Source organism: Leekyejoonella antrihumi (genome assembly GCF_007845645.1).
In the GTDB taxonomy this organism is placed as follows: Bacteria; Actinomycetota; Actinomycetes; order Actinomycetales; family Dermatophilaceae; genus Leekyejoonella; species Leekyejoonella antrihumi.
The window spans coordinates 1-17390 of the sequence record NZ_VCQV01000001.1; the positions used below are offsets into that span (position 1 = coordinate 1).

The window sequence follows — 17390 nt, forward strand, 5'->3', positions numbered from 1 at the left end:
ACGCGCGAGATGTGGTCCCGGATGCTGTCGTAGTCGTGCTCGAACCGCGCCCAGTCCACCGGCACCTTCGAGCCGAGCACCGCGCGAGCCATCCGCGTGACGATCGAGATCTCCGACAACAGATGCGGCGACACCGGGGCCAGCTTGCCCGTCGAGGCGTGCACTGCGGCGACCGTGTCCTCGACGGTGACGAACTGCTCGCCGGAGGCCTGCAGATCCACCTCGCTGCGCCCCATCGTCGGCAGGATCATCGCAGCCCGACCCACCACCGCATGCGAACGGTTGCCACGCAGCAGCAACAGGTTGATGATCTCCTTGATCGTCGGCACAGTACTGCTCAAGGAACTCGTGATCCAAACACCTCACCCGGCCGTGCCGCCTCCGCATCCAGCACCCGCTTGGACACCGCCTGCAGCAACGCCATGTCACCCGCCATCCGGATCTGCAGAAACTGGTCGACCAGGTCGGTGCCATGACCGACGATCCCCCGCAGCCGTTGTGGGTTCTTGTACCGCTTCAACCCCGCCTCCGGCAGCGGGTTGACCACTGGTGTAGAACGCCGCCTCGTTCGGACTCTCCAGAGCGTTCAGCTCGTCGGCGATGACCTCGAATGCCTTCTCCCAGCTGATCGGCTCGTAGTGGTCCTTGCCGACCGGCTTGTATACCGGATCGGTCAACCTCCCCTGCTGACCCAACCAGTAGTCGGTCTTGCCCAGCAGATCGTCGATGGAGTGCTCCGCCCAGAACGACTCCGGCACCACGAGCGGGGTCGCCTCCCACGTCAGGGCCTTCGCACCGTTCTCGCAGAACTCGGCAGTCTTGCGATGCTCCGGATCCGGCCACGCACAGCTCATGCAGTCGAACCCATCCTTCTGGTTCAGAGCCAGCAGGCCCGTCACACCACGACGCATCCCCATCTCGGACAAGCCCGGGCCCATCGAGTGCGTCACCCCCGGCACGCCCGCCGCCCAGTCCTTCGGCTGGCCCACCGTCAGGTCGCCGTCGCATTCACTGTCGAGCTGGCGGGCTTTGCCCTCTCGGGGCCCGGCCGCCGTGTCGCGGCGGCCGGGCCCCGAGAGCGGCGCCGCGGGAGGGCTTACAGGACTGAGAGGCTTCTGGCCGGATCAGCCGAGGGCCTCGGCCCCGGCCTCGGCGACAGCCTGGTCCTGGTCGCCGCCGCCGCCACTGACACCCAGGCCACCGACGACCTCGCCGTCACGCTTCAGGGGGATGCCCCCGGCGAAGATCATGACTCTGCCGTCGTTGCTGGTGTGGATGCCGAAGAACTGCTGGCCTGGTCCGGAGTTATCGGCAAGGTCCTTCGTGGAGATGTCGAAGGCTCGCGCGGTCCATGCCTTGTTGATCGAGATGTTGACGCTGCCCATCCAGGCGCCGTCCATCCGCTCGTGGGCGATGAGGTTGCCGCCGGCGTCGACGACGGCGATGTTCATCGGCTGGCCGAGCTCTTCGGCGCGCTTCTCGGCCGCGGCGAAGATGGTGCGGGCATCCGCGAGTGACAGTGCTGACATTGATAGCTCCTTCGTGGTGAACTTCATCGGGTGGGATCGGTTATGCGGTGAGATAGCCGTTTGGGTTCAGGACGTACTTGGTTGCGGCACCGGCGTCGAACTCGGCATACCCGCGTGGTGCGTCCTCCAGGGGGATCGCGGTCGCGTTGACGGCCTTGGCGATCTGCACCTTGTCGTGCAGGATCGCCATCATGAGTTGCCGGTTGTACTTCATGACCGGGCACTGGCCGGTGGTGAACGACAGTGATTTTGCCCAACCGGTGCCGAAGCTCATAGATAGCGAGCCGGCCTTGGCGGCCTCGTCGACCGCGCCCGGGTCGCCGGTGACGTACAGTCCCGGGATACCGATCGCACCACCGGCGGCGGTGATCTCCATCAGCGAGTTGAGCACGGTCGCCGGTGCTTCCTGAGCTTTCGCGCCCCCGCCGTGGCCCCTCGCCTCGAAGCCCACGGCGTCGATCGCCGCATCGACCTCGGGTACACCGAGCAGCTGCTCGAGCTGGTCCTCGGGTGCACCGTTTGCCACGTTGATGGTCTCGCACCCGAAGCTGCGCGCCTGCCCGAGTCGTTGCTCGTTCAGGTCACCGACGACGACCACCGCCGCGCCAAGGAGCTGGGCACTCGCCGCCGTGGCCAGGCCGACCGGACCGGCACCGGCGACATACACGGTCGAACCGACCGTCACGCGCGCGGTCACCGCCCCATGGAACCCGGTCGGGAAGATGTCGGACAGCATGGTCAGATCCATGACCTTCTCCAAGGCCTGGTCTCGGTCGGGAAACCTCAGCAGGTTCCAGTCCGCATAGGGAACCAGCACGTATTCGGCCTGCCCACCGACCCACCCACCCATATCGACGTACCCGTACGCGCTGCCCGGCCGGTCCGGGTTCACATTGAGGCAGATGCCGGTCTTGCCCACCTTGCAGTTGCGGCACCGCCCACAGGAGATATTGAACGGCACCGAGACGATGTCGCCGACCGTGATGAACTCGACATCGGGGCCCTTCTCCACGACCTCCCCGGTGATCTCGTGGCCGAGCACCAGATCCAGTGGTGCCGTCGTGCGTCCGCGGACCATGTGCTGGTCCGAGCCACAGATATTGGTGGTCACCGTCTTGAGAATCACCCCGTGCGGCACCTTCCGGCCCACGTTCGCCGGGTTCACACCTGGACCATCCTTCAGCTCGAACGTCGGATACTCGGTATCGATGACCTCGACTGTCCCCGACCCCTTATACGCAATGGCTCTGTTTCCTGACATGTCCATTCCTCTCGTCACGACGTTGAGGCTCTCTGGCGCCGCGCATGCGGCCGGTCCCTGCATCATTGCGAATGTTGGAGGAACAAGGCGATCGTCATTCGGGACAGCCCGCACTACCCAAACAGGTAGGTCGACACCTCACCCGCACCTATGCTTGATGACATGACGCTCTCTTCAACGAGGGCCACCGGCGCCGACGTCTCTGACACCCTCGACCGGAATGCCCACTATCAGAACGCTCTTGACGGACTAGTGAAGGTCCTGGCCTCTCCTCTACCCGACGTGGCGGAGCACTTTTCCATGCTGCTGGCCGACTACCTGCCCCACTCCGCATTGTTCATTCTGGACGGCGCCGACCTCGAGCAGCCCAAGAAGCACTACGGCGAGGCTGCACTGGTGATGCACACGACGATCTCCGAACTCGATGCGTTACGAGGCGATGCGAAGGTGAACACGGTCTGGCGTGCCACGATGCCGGTCGCGGGCCACCTGCAGCCGGTGCTGGCCGCGCTCGCCAACACGGATGCCCTGTTAGTGCTGACCAGCCCGGGTGAGCCGCAACTGGATCGACTCGTACTCAGCCTCTGGCAGGTGCTCGCACTGCGCATCCAGCAACGCGCGCGGGAAGCTTCACCGACCTATCTGATGGAGTCCCGCGCCGCATCCAGCATTCGCGCGGAAGCTATCACCGAGGTCACCGATCGACACACCACGACGCTCGAGTCGCTGCTGGCCGTGCTGCGCGGCGCCACGTTGGATGACCGAGCAGCAAGGCAGGCCGCGACCAGTCTTGCCGTCGACGCCCTGGTCCACCTGCGCACCCAAGCGAACCAGATACGCACCTTCACCGATGAACCAGTGCGCACAGCATTCGCACGACTGCGCGGCGATCTGCGCCCACTCGTGCGCTACCGCGACATCGACCTCCAGTTCGTCGAACCGCCCGTTGACGGCCGTGCCCTGCCTAGCGCAGTCGCCCACGGCGCCCGCGCGGTCGTGCGTGGCGCAGTGCTGGCCCTCGCCGATCAGCAGGGGATCCGTCGAGTGCGAGTCAAGTGGGACTGCGACGGTCGCAACCTATTGATCGAGATTCGTGACGATGGCCCCGGTGAGCTCAGCATCGACAGCACCCAGTTCGACTCGCTCCGTCAGCGAGTCATCGCGCTCAACGGGCAGCTGTCACTGGCTGCGACACAAGACTGGGGCAGCGAGATGGCAATAGTTCTGCCGCTGGACCCCCCACCCATACACGGCAGTGACGTCTCGGCATGGAACCTGGGCCGACGAGAGCTCCAGGTGCTCGAGCACCTCGCAACCGGGCAGCGCAACCGCGTCATCGCCACCCAACTGGGGATCAGCGAGAACACCGTGAAGTTCCACATCTCGAAGATTTTCCGCAAGCTAGGCGTTTCGTCTAGGTCCGAAGCCGCCGCCCTCGCCCTCAAGCACCACCTCCCCCGCACCCTGCACTGACGCGATGCACATCGGTTGTCGAACTTGTCGTGACTGTGGCGGGCCAGATGTCCACGTGACTCGGTGCTGGTGTCTGCTCTCGCAGTGAATGATGAGAGCGCCGCCGGCGGCGGATTGGTGACCGCGCCGACCAACAGCACCGCCGTGAACATCCCGGCCGTACCGCACGACAACGCGTCACTACTACCGCACTCCAGCGAGGACTACGCTGCACGCTTCTTTCTGACATCCAGTGCGATCACGCTGCAGTGCAAGGAGAACGCCGTCGTGATCGGCATCGTGCACGCCGTGACACCGTTCCTGATCGATCACGGCAGCGACATCACCGAGCATCAACAGTTTGACGACGCCGCACACGGCCACCTATTCCTGCGGGCGCATTCAGTGGCAGCGAGGGCGCCGAACTGGCGGTCGATGAGCTTCGCACCGACTTCTCAGCGGTAGCAGCCGAATTCGACATGCATTGGCAAATCCATGACGCCGGTAGGCCGACCCGTGCACTGATCATGGTATCCAAGTCCAGCCCTGTCTCAACGACTTGCTCCATCGGTGGGGTACCGGCGCCCTTGACGTTGACCTCGTGCTGGTGCTGTCCAACGATGAGGATCTGCGGCGGCCGATCGCCGAGTCCGCCGGAGTGCCGTTCGTCCACCTGCCCATCAACGCGTCGACGCGTGCGGCCGCGGAGGCACAGCTGCTCGATCTGATCGACAAGAACGACATCGACATAGAGGGGACCTGATCGTTCTGGCTCGGTACATGCAGGTCCTCACCGACGATCTGTGCACGAAGCTGGCCGGTCGAGCCATCAACATCCACCACTCGTTCCTGCCCACCTTCAAGGGCGCCAAGCCCTACCACCAGGCCTTTGCCCGCGGCGTCAAAACAGGTCGGAGCCACCGCGCACTACGTCACCCCAAACCTGGACGAAGGGCCGATCATCGAGCAGGAGGGGATCAGAGTAGACCACGCGTTCACCCCCAAGGGTCTGATCACCGCGGGTCGGGACGTCGAGGCGCAGACCATTTCCCGCGCCGTCAAGTGGCACGGGAGCACCGCGTCCTCCTCTACGGCGACCGAACCGTCGTGTTCCGGTGAACGAGCCCCAGTGACCAACGCCCGAGTGGCGGGTTCAACGCTCGAGCGTTGAACCCGCCACTCGGGCGTTTGGATCAGCGGTGCTGCAGTGCCCGCAGGAACGACAACCCGTTCGGGCTTCCGACGCCGGTGACGTCGTCATACCCCTTGCGGGTGAAGATCGTCCCGGTCTGGTTCAGCGTGCGAGCCGAGGTGACGGTGCCGTCCTTCGCGTTGACACCGTTGACGTAGTCGACCCGCACGACCGCGTCGGTCACGGCCTTGCCGTGGTTGACGTCGCGAAGGGCATGCGTGCCGGACAGGCTGTAGAGCGACGGGTTCAAGAAGCCGAGCGGTCGATGGTTACCCTGGCTGGCCACCGCGACCACTCCCGCGAACAGCGGGCTGGCAAGCGACGTCCCGCCGATCCGATACTCGGCGTAGCGCGTCGAACCGTTGGGAAAGGCCTGCGTCTCGCCGACGAGGAACCCGGTCTGCGGGTCGGCGTCCATCGCCACGTCGGGAACGGCCCGGTGCGGGCCGTTGCCGAAGTAGTTGGAGATGCTTGTCGGCACGACACCCTTCTGGTACCACGGCTGGGTGAAGAGCTTGCTCGTGCCGCCACCACCGCCGTAGACGTAGGCCGGTGGCTTCGGGTCCCACTTGCCGTTCGTCAGGGTGGACTTTCCCGTGCCCCAGCCCTGCTCGCCGGCATAGCCGTTGTAGCGGTTGACCTTCAGCGATGTACCTCCCACCGCGGTCACCCACGGGTCGGAGGCCTCGTAGTCCACCGTCCGGTAGCCGAGGTCTGCAACCTCGTCACCGTTGTCACCCGAGCTGAAGAGCAGGCTGATGCCTTCCGCTGCTGCCTGGATGGCCGTCTGGTGCTCGGCCGCCACATCCGTGATCGATGTCGGCTCACCGGCATCACCGTAGGAGTTGGTGATGATCGTGGCCGAGTGCTGGTCGACGACACGGTTGACCGCCGCGTCGAGATCGGTGTCATAACAACTGGCGCCGCCGACATACCTGATGTTTGCGCCGGGAGCGGTCGCGTGCACCGCCTCCACATCCAGGGTCTCCTCGCCGTACCACCCGTTGCCACCGCATTCGTTGACGTGGCTGTAGGACGAGGGCAGGTCTTGGGTGAACTTCGACTTGAGCAGCGGGTTTCGCTGGTCGTGCTTGCGAGCGTACTTCGAGGCGTCCTGATAGATCGTCGGCGCGGCATAGGCATCGACGATCGCCACCGTCACGCCGCTGCCGTTCAGCTTCAGTCGGGATGCCGTGTCCAGCCCGTAGGCCCCGCGGATCTGGGCGGGCTGGTAACCGCATACGGCATAGCTCATCGGGTTCTTGACCAGTTTCGGCAGCGCCTTCGCGGACTTCTGACCGTAGTACTTCGAGCATGGGCCGGCATTGACGAATGCCGGCGGTGGACCGGGCAGCGTCGAGGTGGACGTGCTTGTCAGTGGCCGCATCATTTCGGGCGACGAACTCGGACCCTTGAGGTCGGAGGTCGTGGTGCCGGTATTCGATGTCGGATGCGCCATTGCCGTGGAGTCGAGGCCTGACACGCCCGCGACGAGTGGTGAGATCGATTCGGGCACAGTCAGGCTGGTGCTCGGCGCGGTCTGCGCGGCGCCGCGCAGGCTGTAGTGCCGCATGGTGGTCTGGAAGGCCTGGTTCACGGCGCTGACGGACCCCGTGACCGGAATGAACCGCCCGTTGGCCGGCACCGTGCCGACGGTCAGGCCCTGCGACTTGAGCCAGGCCACGACGTCGGCGATCTGCGAACTGGTGGGTGCAAACCGGTGGCGCCACTGCGCCGCCGTCACGTAGTGCCCGTACTCGGCGCTTGCCGGGTCGGACACCGCCTTCGCGAGAGCCTGCGCCCCCGCGGCGTCACGCATGTTGAGCACAACGTTGAAGCTGAGGTGATGCGCGCCGGTGACGGCCGACTGCGCGGAGGCGTGGGTTGTCCAGGCCGGCTTGACCGTCACCGCGTGACGGTTGTGTCCGGGCGACGCTGCCGCGTTGGCAAACCCAGGGGTGGCACAGGCCAGCGCAAATACGGCGGATCCGCCGATCAACGCTGTCCTGAATCGAGATGAACGATGCATGTGATGCTTCTTTCTCCGCTCCCCGGACCCAATGTCCGGGACCAGAGACAGCATGGTCCTTCTACTCGCCGGTAACAGGCAATTTGCGTGACCCATTTTGAACGGCATGCCGGATGCCCGTCGTCACACGAACAGGAGTCGAGCCACAGCGCAGGGCCGAGAACCGCGGAAGCCCGCGGTTCTTGGACCACCTCACCTCATCGACTCCTGTTGGTATGCCGTACCGTCCCGTCCGGCTCGGCCACCGAGGAGCAACCCGACTCAGGTGAGGCCCGGAGATATCGCCCACTGGTCCTACCCAAAATCCGCCCACGACCCGCCATCCGGAACATATACTCAGGTCGGAAGGCAGTCGCCCCTACTTGAACACCACCGTGCGTGAGCCGTATTGCAGCACACGGTGCTGCGCGTGCCACTGGACGGCCCGAGCCAGCACCAGCGACTCTACGTCGCGTCCGGTCGCGACCAGGTCGTCCGGCGAGAGGCTGTGGTCGACCCGGGTGACATCCTGCTCGATGATGGGTCCCTCGTCGAGATCGGGCGTTACGTAGTGGGCGGTCGCACCAATCTGCTTGACGCCGCGTAGGTACGCCTGGTGGTAGGGCCGGGCACCCTTGAAGCTCGGCAGGAACGAGTGATGGATGTTGATCGCTCGCCCGCCCATCCAGGTGCACAGGTCGTCGGAGAGCACCTGCATGTAGCGGGCCAACACGACCAAGTCGACGTCGTTCTCGATGACGATCTGCTTCAGCCGCTCCTCGGCCTCGGGCTTCGAGCCCTTGGTGACCGGCACATAGGTGAAAGGCACGCCGGCCCGCTCCGCCATCGGGCGCAGGTCCTCGTGGTTGGACACGACCTGCACGATGTCGGCATCAAGGCTTCCCGCGGTCCAGCGATACAGCAGGTCGTTCAGGCAGTGCCCGAACTTGCTGACCATGACAAGCGCACGCACCGGACGCCGCGCATCATGCAGCTGCCACGTCATGCCGAACCGGTCGGCCACGACGCCGATCTCCGTTCGGAGCACATCAGCGTCCGCAGTCGCCAGGCCGAATGCCGTGCGGGTGAATAGCATGTCGTGCACGTGGTCGTCGAACTGCTGGTGCTGCGCGATATCGCACTCGTGCGCGATGAGCACCGAGGTCAGAGCGTGCACGATGCCCGGCCGGTTCGGGCATGCGACATTCAACACAAACTGCTCGGCATTCTCACGGATCTCAGTCATGTCGTTTCTCCTCAGCACTCGACGACGTTGAGCGCGAGGCCGCCGCGTGCCGTCTCTTTGTATTTGTCCTTCATGTCCGCACCCGTCTCGCGCATCGTCTTGATGGCCTTGTCCAAGGACACGTGATGTGCTCCGTCACCGCGAATAGCCATGCGCGCTGCCGCGATCGCCTTCACCGAAGCGATTGCGTTGCGCTCTATGCAGGGAATCTGCACGAGCCCGCCGACCGGGTCACAGGTGAGTCCGAGGTTGTGCTCGATGCCGATCTCGGCGGCGTTCTCCACCTGTGACGGTGTCCCACCAAGCAGCTCCGCCAGCCCGGCCGCCGCCATCGAGCAGGCCGATCCGACCTCGCCCTGACACCCGACCTCGGCACCGGAGATTGAGGCGTTCTCCTTGAACAGCACGCCGACCGCGGCAGCAGTGAGCAGGAATCTAACCACACCGTCGTCACTGAAACCGCCGACGTAGTCGCGGTAGTAGTGCAAGACCGCAGGAATGATCCCTGCAGCCCCATTGGTCGGCGCCGTGACGACCCGGCCACCGGCGGCATTCTGCTCGTTGACCGCCAGTGCATAGAGCGTCACCCAGTCCATCGCATCCAGTGGGTCCGAGTCATGCGCCACCTGCAGATCATGGTGAAGTTGATGGGCTCGTCGGCGCACCTTGAGGCCTCCGGGCAGCACTCCCTCAGCAGCGCATCCGAGGCGCACGCAGTCCTGCATGACCGACCAGATGTGCAGCAGCCCGGCCCGCACCTCCTCCTCGGTGCGCCAGGTGAGCTCGTTGGCAAGCATGATCCCGCTGATGGGTAGGCCGCTGGCCGCGGACTGTGCCACCAGATCTTGACCGCTCGTGATGGGATACGGCACCGGCGTGCTGTCCGGGACGATGCGCTGCTGGCCCATCTCGTCGGTGTCGAGCACGAACCCGCCGCCCACCGAGTAGTACTCACGCTCGCTGAGTACGGCGCCTGCCGCATCCTGTGCGGTGAACCGCATGCCGTTGACGTGCAGTGGCAGCCGCTTGCGACGGTGAAGGACGACATCCTCGTCGACGTCGAAGTCGACCTCGGTGTGACCGAGGAGCGGCAGCCGCCGTGTCTGTCGGACCCGCTCCACTGCCGGCTCTGCAGCACTCGGGTCCACCTCGTCCGGCGCCTCGCCACACAGCCCGAGCACGACTGCTTTGACTGTGCCATGACCATGGCCCGTGGCACCGAGTGAGCCGAACATCTCGGCTCGAACCGCGGCAACCGTGGGCAAGAGCTGCTCCTGCTCGAGGCTCGACGCGAACGAACGAGCAGCGCGCATCGGCCCGACAGTGTGCGAGCTGGACGGGCCGATGCCGACCTTGAACAGGTCGAAGACGCTTACTGCCACTGCGGGTCCTGTCGATGAGGCACGCACGCGTCGACCAGCCAACGCGCCAGATAGTCGGCGAACGACGTCCGCACGACCACCCAGAAGTCGGTCCCTGAGTCGTCACGCGTCCAGATGGCCACGCCTGCCTTCGCGAGGTGCGTCTGCACACAGCTGCCTGCGTGGTTGACCCGCGGATGCAGGTCGATGGAGCACCCGTGCGCGAGCAGGTCGCGAGCCCGCGGACCGCTCACACTGACCGTGGTGCGCTGTCCAGAGACATCGATCACCGCGCCGTGCCCTTGCACCGCAGCGCGCAGGTTGCGTTCGGTCTCGCCATCGCCCGTGGGCGTCATCACCAGCCACTCGTCCGGTCCGAGCCACAGCACAGTCACCTCGCCCGCCACGGCCGAGCTGCAAGGCTCCAAGGGAAGAGCCACACCGAGTGCCTCGGATACTGCAGCCACCGCGGGTGACTCCGGTACGAGGCGCAGACTCAGCTGCGTCAGGAACGCCAACTCCCTCAGCCGAACGCCGGCAGGCAGCGCCTTGAACTCGGCACGCCAGAGCTCCAGTGGGCTCACTCGCTGATCCACTGCCACATCGTCAGCCGTCACGACGGGCTCCTTCCTTGTCGTAGAGCACGGTGTCACTCACCGTGACCGGCACTGGTGTGCCGTTCATCGGCACGTAGAGGGTCTCGCCGAGCCGATCACGCCCACCTCGCACCACGGCGAGGGCGAACGTGCACCCGCTGGTGGCGCTGTGATAGCTGGACGTGACGTGGCCGAGCATCCGCACCGGCGCTTCTGGAAGGTCAGCGGTCTCGATGACCTGACCTCCCTCCGGCAGCAGCACCGATGGGTCCTGCGGGAGCAGACCCACCAGCTGCTTACGGTCTTCGCGCTGGTTCTCCAGCCTGGTGAAGGACCGCTTGCCGACGAAGTCCTCCTTCTTCTTGGAGACCACCCAGCTCATCCCCAGGTCCTGCGGCGTCATGGTGGCGTCGGTGTCCTGGCCGATGATAGGGAATCCCTTCTCGGCGCGAAGGACGTGCATGGTCTCGGTGCCGTAGGGCGTGATGCCATGCGGCCGGCCCGCTTCCGCGATCGCCCGCCAAACCGCCATGGCGTGCCACGCAGAGACGTTCACCTCATACGCCAGCTCGCCGGAGAAGCTGATCCGGACGATTCGCACCGGGACACCCGCGATCTCCGCGTCGCGCCACGTCATGAAACCGAAGGCGTCGTTCGACACGTCGAGGTCGGGCACGAGTGCAGCGATGACCTCCCGAGACTTCGGCCCGACAACAGGGAAGGTCGCCCAGTGCTCCGTCACCGATGTGAGGTGCACCCGCAGCTCCGGCCACTCTGTCTGTAGCCACTCCTCCATGGTCTCCAGCACGGAGGCGGCGTTGCCCGTCGTGGTGGTGAGCAGGAAGTGCTCGTCAGCGAGCCGGATCACCGTGCCGTCGTCAACGACCATCCCGTCTGCGCCGCACATGACCCCGTAGCGGGCACGGCCGACCTTCAGGGTGCTCATCATGTTGGTATAGATGCGGTCGAGCAGCTCGCCGGCACCCGGGCCCTGCACATCGATCTTGCCGAGGGTCGAGCCGTCCATGAACGCGACACCCTCCCGGGCTGCACGGCACTCCCGGGCAACGGCCCCGTCCATGCTCTCGCCCTCCCGCGGGAAGTACCAGGCGCGCTTCCACTGGCCGACGTTCTCGAACTCCGCGCCGCGCGTCAGCGCCCAGACGTGCGTCGGGGTGAGCCGCACCGGGTCGAGCAGCTGACCACGGTTGCGGCCGGCCAGCGCCGCGAACGCCACTGGCGTGTAGGGCGGCCGGTAGGTGGTGACACCCAGCTCGGCCACGCCGACGCCCAGGGCGTCCGCGATGATGCCGGAAGTCACCACTCCGGAGGTCTTGCCCTGGTCGAGTCCGGTTCCGATCGTCGTGTAGCGCTTGACATGCTCGACCGAACGTAGCCCGGCGCCCACCGCCCGCAGCACGTCCTGGGTCGTCGCGTCACGTTGCAGATCAACGAATGCCATTCCTGTCTCGCCCGATCCGGGCACCGACCACAGCACCGCCGAAGGGGCCTCGACCAGGTCGTCGACCTGGTGCTCGGTGACGGCTGCAGTGGCGGTGGGGCCAAGAGCCGCGGCAGCAGCGCTCGCCCCATCTCGCAGTGCATCTGCGAGACCGAAGTGCCCGGCCGCAGCGCCGACGGCGCGACCCTGCTCAAGATCCTCGGCCGGGACGAACGCACCGATCCCGTCGTCATAGCGCAACCGGCCGCGAGCCTGGCTGAACAGGTGCACGGCGGGGTTCCAGCCACCAGAGACGAGCAGCAGGTCCGCCGCAACGCGTTCGGCTTGGCCCACCTCGTTGTCGCCAGTGAGGGCCGCGATGTCCACGGACTCGACCCGACGGTCTCCATCGGTCCCAGACACGACATGGCCGGTGTGCAGCGCAATCCCCCGTCTCACACAACCGTCCTGGAGTCGTTCAGACACCTGAGCGCGGGAGTCGGCGACGGCGACGATGGTCACGCCGGCGTCGGACAGGTCGAATGCCGCAGCATAGGCGCTGTCGTTCGTCGTGAAGAGAACCGCTCGCCCACCGGCCAGCACACCGAACCGGTGCAGGAAGGTGCGCGCGGACGCCGCGAGCATGATGCCCGGCCGGTCGTTGTCGTTGAAGACCACCGGCCGTTCGTGCGCGCCAGTTGCGATCACCAGATACTGTGCACGGATCCGCCAGACTCGCTGACGTGTGTCGTCCGGATCGGCCGCGCCACCGAGATGATCGGTTCGATTCTCCAAGGCGAGAGCAAATCCGTCGTCGTAGCAACCGAATGCCGTGGCGCGCTGGAGGTGCAGCACGTCCGGGTGCTCGTCCAGCTCCGCGGTGACAGACTCGACCCACTCCAGCGCCGGTCGACCGTCGATGACCTCGGTGCTGCCCAGCAGCGATCCGCCGGCCTCGGAGAGCGAGTCGACCAGGACCACCCGGGCACCGGCACGGGCTCCCGTGAGTGCCGCGCTCAGCCCGGCGGGTCCGGCTCCCACAACCAGCAGGTCACAGTGATGATGCACCGCGTCGTATCGTGCGGGGTCCGGCCGGTCGGCCAGCCAACCCTGCCCGGGCAGGCCCGAGGCGACCAGACCGTCATACAGCTCAACGGTGCTGGCCATGAGCATCGGCTCCGGGAACGGCTCCTCGATCTGGATCACGCCACTCGGGTCCTCCGGCCCCGCAGCGAAGACGCCCCTCGGGCGACCGAACTTGATGCTCGAGGCGATGTCATGCTTACCGTTGGCCAGCAGCGCGGACGCCAGGGTGTCGCCGGCATAGCCGCTGTAGGGCGTGCCGTCGAACTGAAAGCTCAGTGGCAGCTCACGGTTCACGCGGCCGCCGGTCGATGTGCGGAATGAGTTTGTCATGAGATCACCGGCTTGGGCTCGTTCGGACGGTAGACGGCACGAAAGTCGTGGGTGCCCGTGTCACGGATGGCGTTGAACCACCGGCGACAGCCCGTCGAGTGCACCCATCGTTCGGCGAACAGTCCCTTCGGGTTGTCCCGGAAGAAGACGTACTCGGCCCACTCCCGATCGGACAGGTCGGCTGGGGCTGCGGGATATGCGACATGCGCCTGGCCGCCGTAGTGGAACTCGACTTCCTCACGAGGCCCGCACCACGGGCAGGGAATGAGCTGCATCATGAACTCCTTGAAATGGCAAGCAATCGGGACGTCAGTGGGCGACTGCGGCGGCGCCGTGCTCGTCGACGAGCGCGCCGGTCGTGAACCGGTCGAGGGTGAATGGTTCGTTGTACGGGTGCGGCCGGCCGTGTGCGACGGTGTGCGCGAAGCACGACCCGACCCCCGGTGTGGCCTTGAAACCACCGGTTCCCCAACCGCAGTTGAGGTAGAGGTCTTCGACCTCGGTGAGTCCCACGATCGGAGAGGCGTCTGGTGTGACATCGACGATGCCAGCCCAGGTGCGCAGCACGTGCGCTCGGGCGAAAATCGGGAACAGCTCCACGGCAGCGGACATCTGGTCCTCGATGATATGGAACGACCCACGCTGCCCGTACCCGTTGTAGCTGTCGATCCCGGCGCCCATGACCAGCTCGCCCTTGTGCGCCTGGGACACGTAGACGTGAACGGCATTCGACATGACCACGGTCGGGTGCACAGGTTGGAGAATCTCGGACACCAACGCCTGGAGCGGGTGCGACTGCAGCGGCACGCGGATCCCGGCCATGTCTGCCAGGACCGAGCTGTGTCCCGCTCCGCACAGAGCCACCTTGCCGGCGCGGATCGGTCCGCGCGACGTCTGCACGCCGACCACTCGACCATTGACGATGTCAATGCCCTGGACCTCGCAGTCCTGGATGAGGTCGACGCCCATGTCGCTCGCCCGCCTGGCGTATCCCCAGGCCACGTAGTCGTGCTTGGCGATCCCGGCCCGGGGCTGGTAGGTGGCTCCCAGCACCGGATACCGCACATCGGGGCTGATGTTGACAATCGGGCACAGCTCCTTGACGCCCTGCGCGTCGATCCATTCGGCGTCGATCCCGTTGAGGTTATTCGCGTTCACGCGACGCACGCTGTCACGGACGTCCTGCAGGGTGTGTGCCAGATTGAGGACGCCGCGCTGGCTGAAGAGAATCGGGTAGTCCAGGTCCTCAGCGAGCCCTTCCCACAGCTTGAGGGAGTGCTCATAGATTCCCGAGCTCTCGTCCCACAGGTAGTTCGACCTGATGATGGTGGTGTTGCGCGCCATGTTGCCGCCGGCGAGCCACCCCTTCTCCAGCACCGCGACGTTGGTGATGCCGTGGTTCTTGGCAAGGTAGTACGCAGTCGCCAGACCGTGACCGCCACCACCGACGATGATCACGTCATATGACGGCTTCGGATCCGGATTGCGCCAGAGAAAGTCCGGGTGGTCGGGCAGGTCCGCACCCGGGGTGCTCGGCTGATCCATGTCGGTCATGACTGGTTCCCTTCGAGGGTCGGGTAGAGGGGGTGACCGTCCGCGAGCGCCGCGACCCGCTGCCGCAGCGCCTGAACAGCCGAGTCCGGCAGCTCGGGAGCCAGCGCGGCGGCGATGATGTCGGACACCTCTGCGAAGGCCTCTGCGCCGAAGCCACGGGTGGCGAGCGCCGGCGTGCCGATGCGCAGACCGGAGGTCACCATCGGCGGGCGAGGATCGTTGGGGACAGCGTTGCGATTCACGGTGATCCCGACGCGGTGCAGGCGATCCTCGGCCTGCTTGCCGTCGAGCTGTGAGTCGACCAGGTCGACAAGGACCAGATGCACGTCGGTGCCTCCGGTCAACACCTTCACGCCTCCGGCGGCAACGTCGGGCCGGCACAGTCGTTCGGCGAGAATCCGTGAACCCTCCAGTGTTCGACGCTGCCGGTCGGCGAACTCCTCCCCCGCGGCAACCTTGAAGGCAACCGCCTTCGCGGCGATCACGTGCTCCAGCGGACCACCCTGCAGACCTGGGAACACCGCCGAGTTGATCTTCTTGGCGACCGCCGCGTCGTTCGTGAGGATCACGCCGCCGCGTGGCCCGCCGAGCGTCTTGTGCGTCGTCGAGGTCGTGACGTCCGCCACCGGCACCGGGTTCGGGTGCAGCCCCGCGGCAACCAGACCGGCGAAGTGCGCCATGTCGACGAACAGCAGAGCGCCCACCTCGTCGGCGATCTGCCGAAAACGGGCGAAGTCGAGATGCCGGGGGTACGCGGACCAGCCGGCCACGATCATTTTCGGCTGGTGCTCCCGCGCGAGCGTCGCGACCTCGTCCATGTCGACGCGACCGTCGCCTCCGACGTGGTAGGGCACAACGTTGAACGATTTGCCCGAGTAGTTGATCCGCATGCCGTGGGTCAGGTGTCCACCGTGCGCAAGATCGAGCCCGAGAATCGTGTCGCCGTGCTGCAACAGGGCGAAGTACACCGCGGTGTTCGCCTGTGCGCCCGAGTGGGGCTGCACGTTCGCAAAACTCGCACCGAACAGGGCCTTGAGCCGGTCGATCGCGAGCTGTTCGACGACGTCGACGTGCTCGCACCCGCCGTAGTAACGACGTCCCGGGTACCCCTCCGCATACTTGTTCGTCGCCACCGAGCCCTGCGCCTGCATAACGGCCACCGGGGCGAAGTTCTCCGATGCGATCATCTCCAGCGTCGACTCCTGTCGGCGCAGCTCGGCGTCCAGAGCATCGCTGATCTCAGGGTCGACCTGGGCCAACGAAGCGTTCAGCAGTGAGGTTCGCGAGCCGGAGTCCTGCGTGATCGTCATGATCCACCACCTTGATCGACAACTGATATATCAACTTGTCCAGTAAGGTATGCGATGTGACGGAGGCAGTCAAGACCCCACGGGGCACCGATTTGACGCCGGCGCTGAACGCCGGCAATGACGAGCTCTCATTGGCCGAGCGCTCCTATCGCGCCATCCGGGACCAGCTGGTGATGCTGCAGATCCGGCCGGGTGCCCCGATCAACGAGGACCAGCTGACCAAGGTGCTCGCCGTGGGAAGAACCCCGGTGCGCGAGGCGCTGAAGCGCCTGGAGACCGAGCGACTTGTCGTCGCCTACCCCCGCCGCGGCACCTTCGCGACCGAGGTGCACATCACCGACCTGACCCACATCTCCGAGGTGCGCAGCCAGTTGGAGCCGTTCGCCGCCGCCAGCGCCGCAACGCGGGCGACCCATACCGACCACGAGCACCTGGAGGATCTCCTGTCGGCGGTCCGAACCGCACCCGACGACCTGCAGCCGGGCGGCGCCCTCATGCAGCTGGACATGCAGGTGCATCGCGCGATCTACGCCACCGCGCACAACCCCTATCTCGAAGACACCCTGATCCGCTACGACAACCTGGCGACGCGCATCTGGTGCCTGTTCCTGGACCGCCTCCCGACCATGGCTGGTCACGTGGCCGAGCACGGCCCGCTCATCAAGGCGATCCTGGCCGGCGACCCGGACCGGGCCGCCGACCTCACGCGCGCACACATCACCTCATTCGAGCAGTCCATTCGCGCTGCCCTCTGAGACTCTCGCCCGCATGCGCTCACGGGCGATGCCTTACAAAGCATTACCCGGGCGGAGCGGTTGACTGCGTCACAGCGCACCTCTTATGGTGCATATGACGCATCAGCGTCGCCATCAATGCAACGTTGTCGCATCGCCCCAATTCCTATCGAGCGGAGCGAGATGGACGTCATCCAGGACTCGTCCCGCAATCCCGCCAAACTCGCCGCGCCACCGCAAGTCATGCGACGGGTGATCGCCGGCGGCTTCATCGGCAACTTCGTCGAATG

The 17390-nt window shown here is 65.8% G+C and carries 12 protein-coding genes and 2 pseudogenes; 3 read left to right on the top strand and 11 right to left on the bottom strand.

Annotation, left to right across the window (positions count from 1 at the left end):
• The 3 genes and pseudogenes from FGL98_RS26980 to fdhA all read right to left on the bottom strand — a co-directional run.
• Window positions 1-995, bottom strand: a pseudogene (locus FGL98_RS26980) (molybdopterin-binding domain-containing protein); the annotation flags it as partial.
• 129 nt (window positions 996-1124) lie between these two features.
• Window positions 1125-1529, bottom strand: coding sequence for a GlcG/HbpS family heme-binding protein (locus tag FGL98_RS00015; protein WP_146314623.1), 405 nt, complete (start codon window positions 1527-1529; stop codon window positions 1125-1127).
• Window positions 1530-1569: 40 nt separating this feature from the next.
• Window positions 1570-2790, bottom strand: a complete 1221-nt coding sequence (fdhA, locus tag FGL98_RS00020) for a formaldehyde dehydrogenase, glutathione-independent (protein WP_146314624.1) — start codon at window positions 2788-2790, stop codon at window positions 1570-1572.
• A 162-nt stretch (window positions 2791-2952) separates the two neighbouring features.
• On the opposite strand from fdhA, the gene FGL98_RS00025 reads away from it, so the two are divergent.
• Window positions 2953-4263, top strand: coding sequence for a LuxR C-terminal-related transcriptional regulator (locus tag FGL98_RS00025; protein ID WP_146314625.1), 1311 nt, complete (start codon window positions 2953-2955; stop codon window positions 4261-4263).
• Window positions 4264-4332: 69 nt separating this feature from the next.
• Window positions 4333-5361: pseudogene (purU, locus tag FGL98_RS26615) on the top strand (formyltetrahydrofolate deformylase).
• Window positions 5362-5435: 74 nt separating this feature from the next.
• Here purU (FGL98_RS26615) and FGL98_RS00040 read toward each other — a convergent pair.
• The 8 genes from FGL98_RS00040 to glyA all read right to left on the bottom strand — a co-directional run bounded on the left by FGL98_RS00040 (window position 5436) and on the right by glyA (window position 16366).
• Window positions 5436-7463 carry a S53 family peptidase gene (locus FGL98_RS00040; RefSeq protein WP_146314627.1) on the bottom strand — a complete coding sequence of 676 codons (2028 nt, stop codon included), beginning with the start codon at window positions 7461-7463 and terminating at the stop codon, window positions 5436-5438.
• A gap of 358 nt (window positions 7464-7821) precedes the next feature.
• A complete protein-coding gene (gene purU, locus FGL98_RS00045; protein ID WP_146314628.1) occupies window positions 7822-8688 on the bottom strand; it encodes a formyltetrahydrofolate deformylase in 867 nt (288 codons plus the stop codon).
• Window positions 8689-8699: 11 nt separating this feature from the next.
• The gene (locus FGL98_RS00050; RefSeq protein WP_146314629.1) at window positions 8700-10070 is read right to left on the bottom strand and encodes an L-serine ammonia-lyase; all 1371 of its coding nucleotides are present in this window, start codon (window positions 10068-10070) and stop codon (window positions 8700-8702) included.
• The gene (locus FGL98_RS00055; protein WP_222431930.1) at window positions 10061-10666 is read right to left on the bottom strand and encodes a sarcosine oxidase subunit gamma; all 606 of its coding nucleotides are present in this window, start codon (window positions 10664-10666) and stop codon (window positions 10061-10063) included. Before FGL98_RS00055 ends, FGL98_RS00050 begins: the two co-directional genes overlap by 10 nt.
• Window positions 10656-13502: a glycine cleavage T C-terminal barrel domain-containing protein gene (locus FGL98_RS00060; protein ID WP_146314630.1), complete on the bottom strand. Its 2847-nt coding sequence runs from the start codon at window positions 13500-13502 to the stop codon at window positions 10656-10658. Before FGL98_RS00060 ends, FGL98_RS00055 begins: the two co-directional genes overlap by 11 nt.
• Window positions 13499-13777, bottom strand: coding sequence for a sarcosine oxidase subunit delta (locus FGL98_RS00065; protein ID WP_146314631.1), 279 nt, complete (start codon window positions 13775-13777; stop codon window positions 13499-13501). Before FGL98_RS00065 ends, FGL98_RS00060 begins: the two co-directional genes overlap by 4 nt.
• 34 nt (window positions 13778-13811) lie before the next feature.
• Complete coding sequence (locus tag FGL98_RS00070) at window positions 13812-15047, bottom strand: sarcosine oxidase subunit beta family protein (RefSeq protein WP_146314852.1); 1236 nt, start codon at window positions 15045-15047, stop codon at window positions 13812-13814.
• A gap of 5 nt (window positions 15048-15052) precedes the next feature.
• Window positions 15053-16366: a serine hydroxymethyltransferase gene (glyA, locus tag FGL98_RS00075; RefSeq protein WP_146314632.1), complete on the bottom strand. Its 1314-nt coding sequence runs from the start codon at window positions 16364-16366 to the stop codon at window positions 15053-15055.
• 56 nt (window positions 16367-16422) lie between these two features.
• Here glyA and FGL98_RS00080 point away from each other — a divergent pair, with 56 nt between their 5' ends.
• On the top strand, window positions 16423-17121 hold the full coding sequence (locus tag FGL98_RS00080) for a GntR family transcriptional regulator (RefSeq protein ID WP_425460966.1): 699 nt from the start codon (window positions 16423-16425) through the stop codon (window positions 17119-17121).
• Window positions 17122-17390 lie beyond the last annotated feature (269 nt).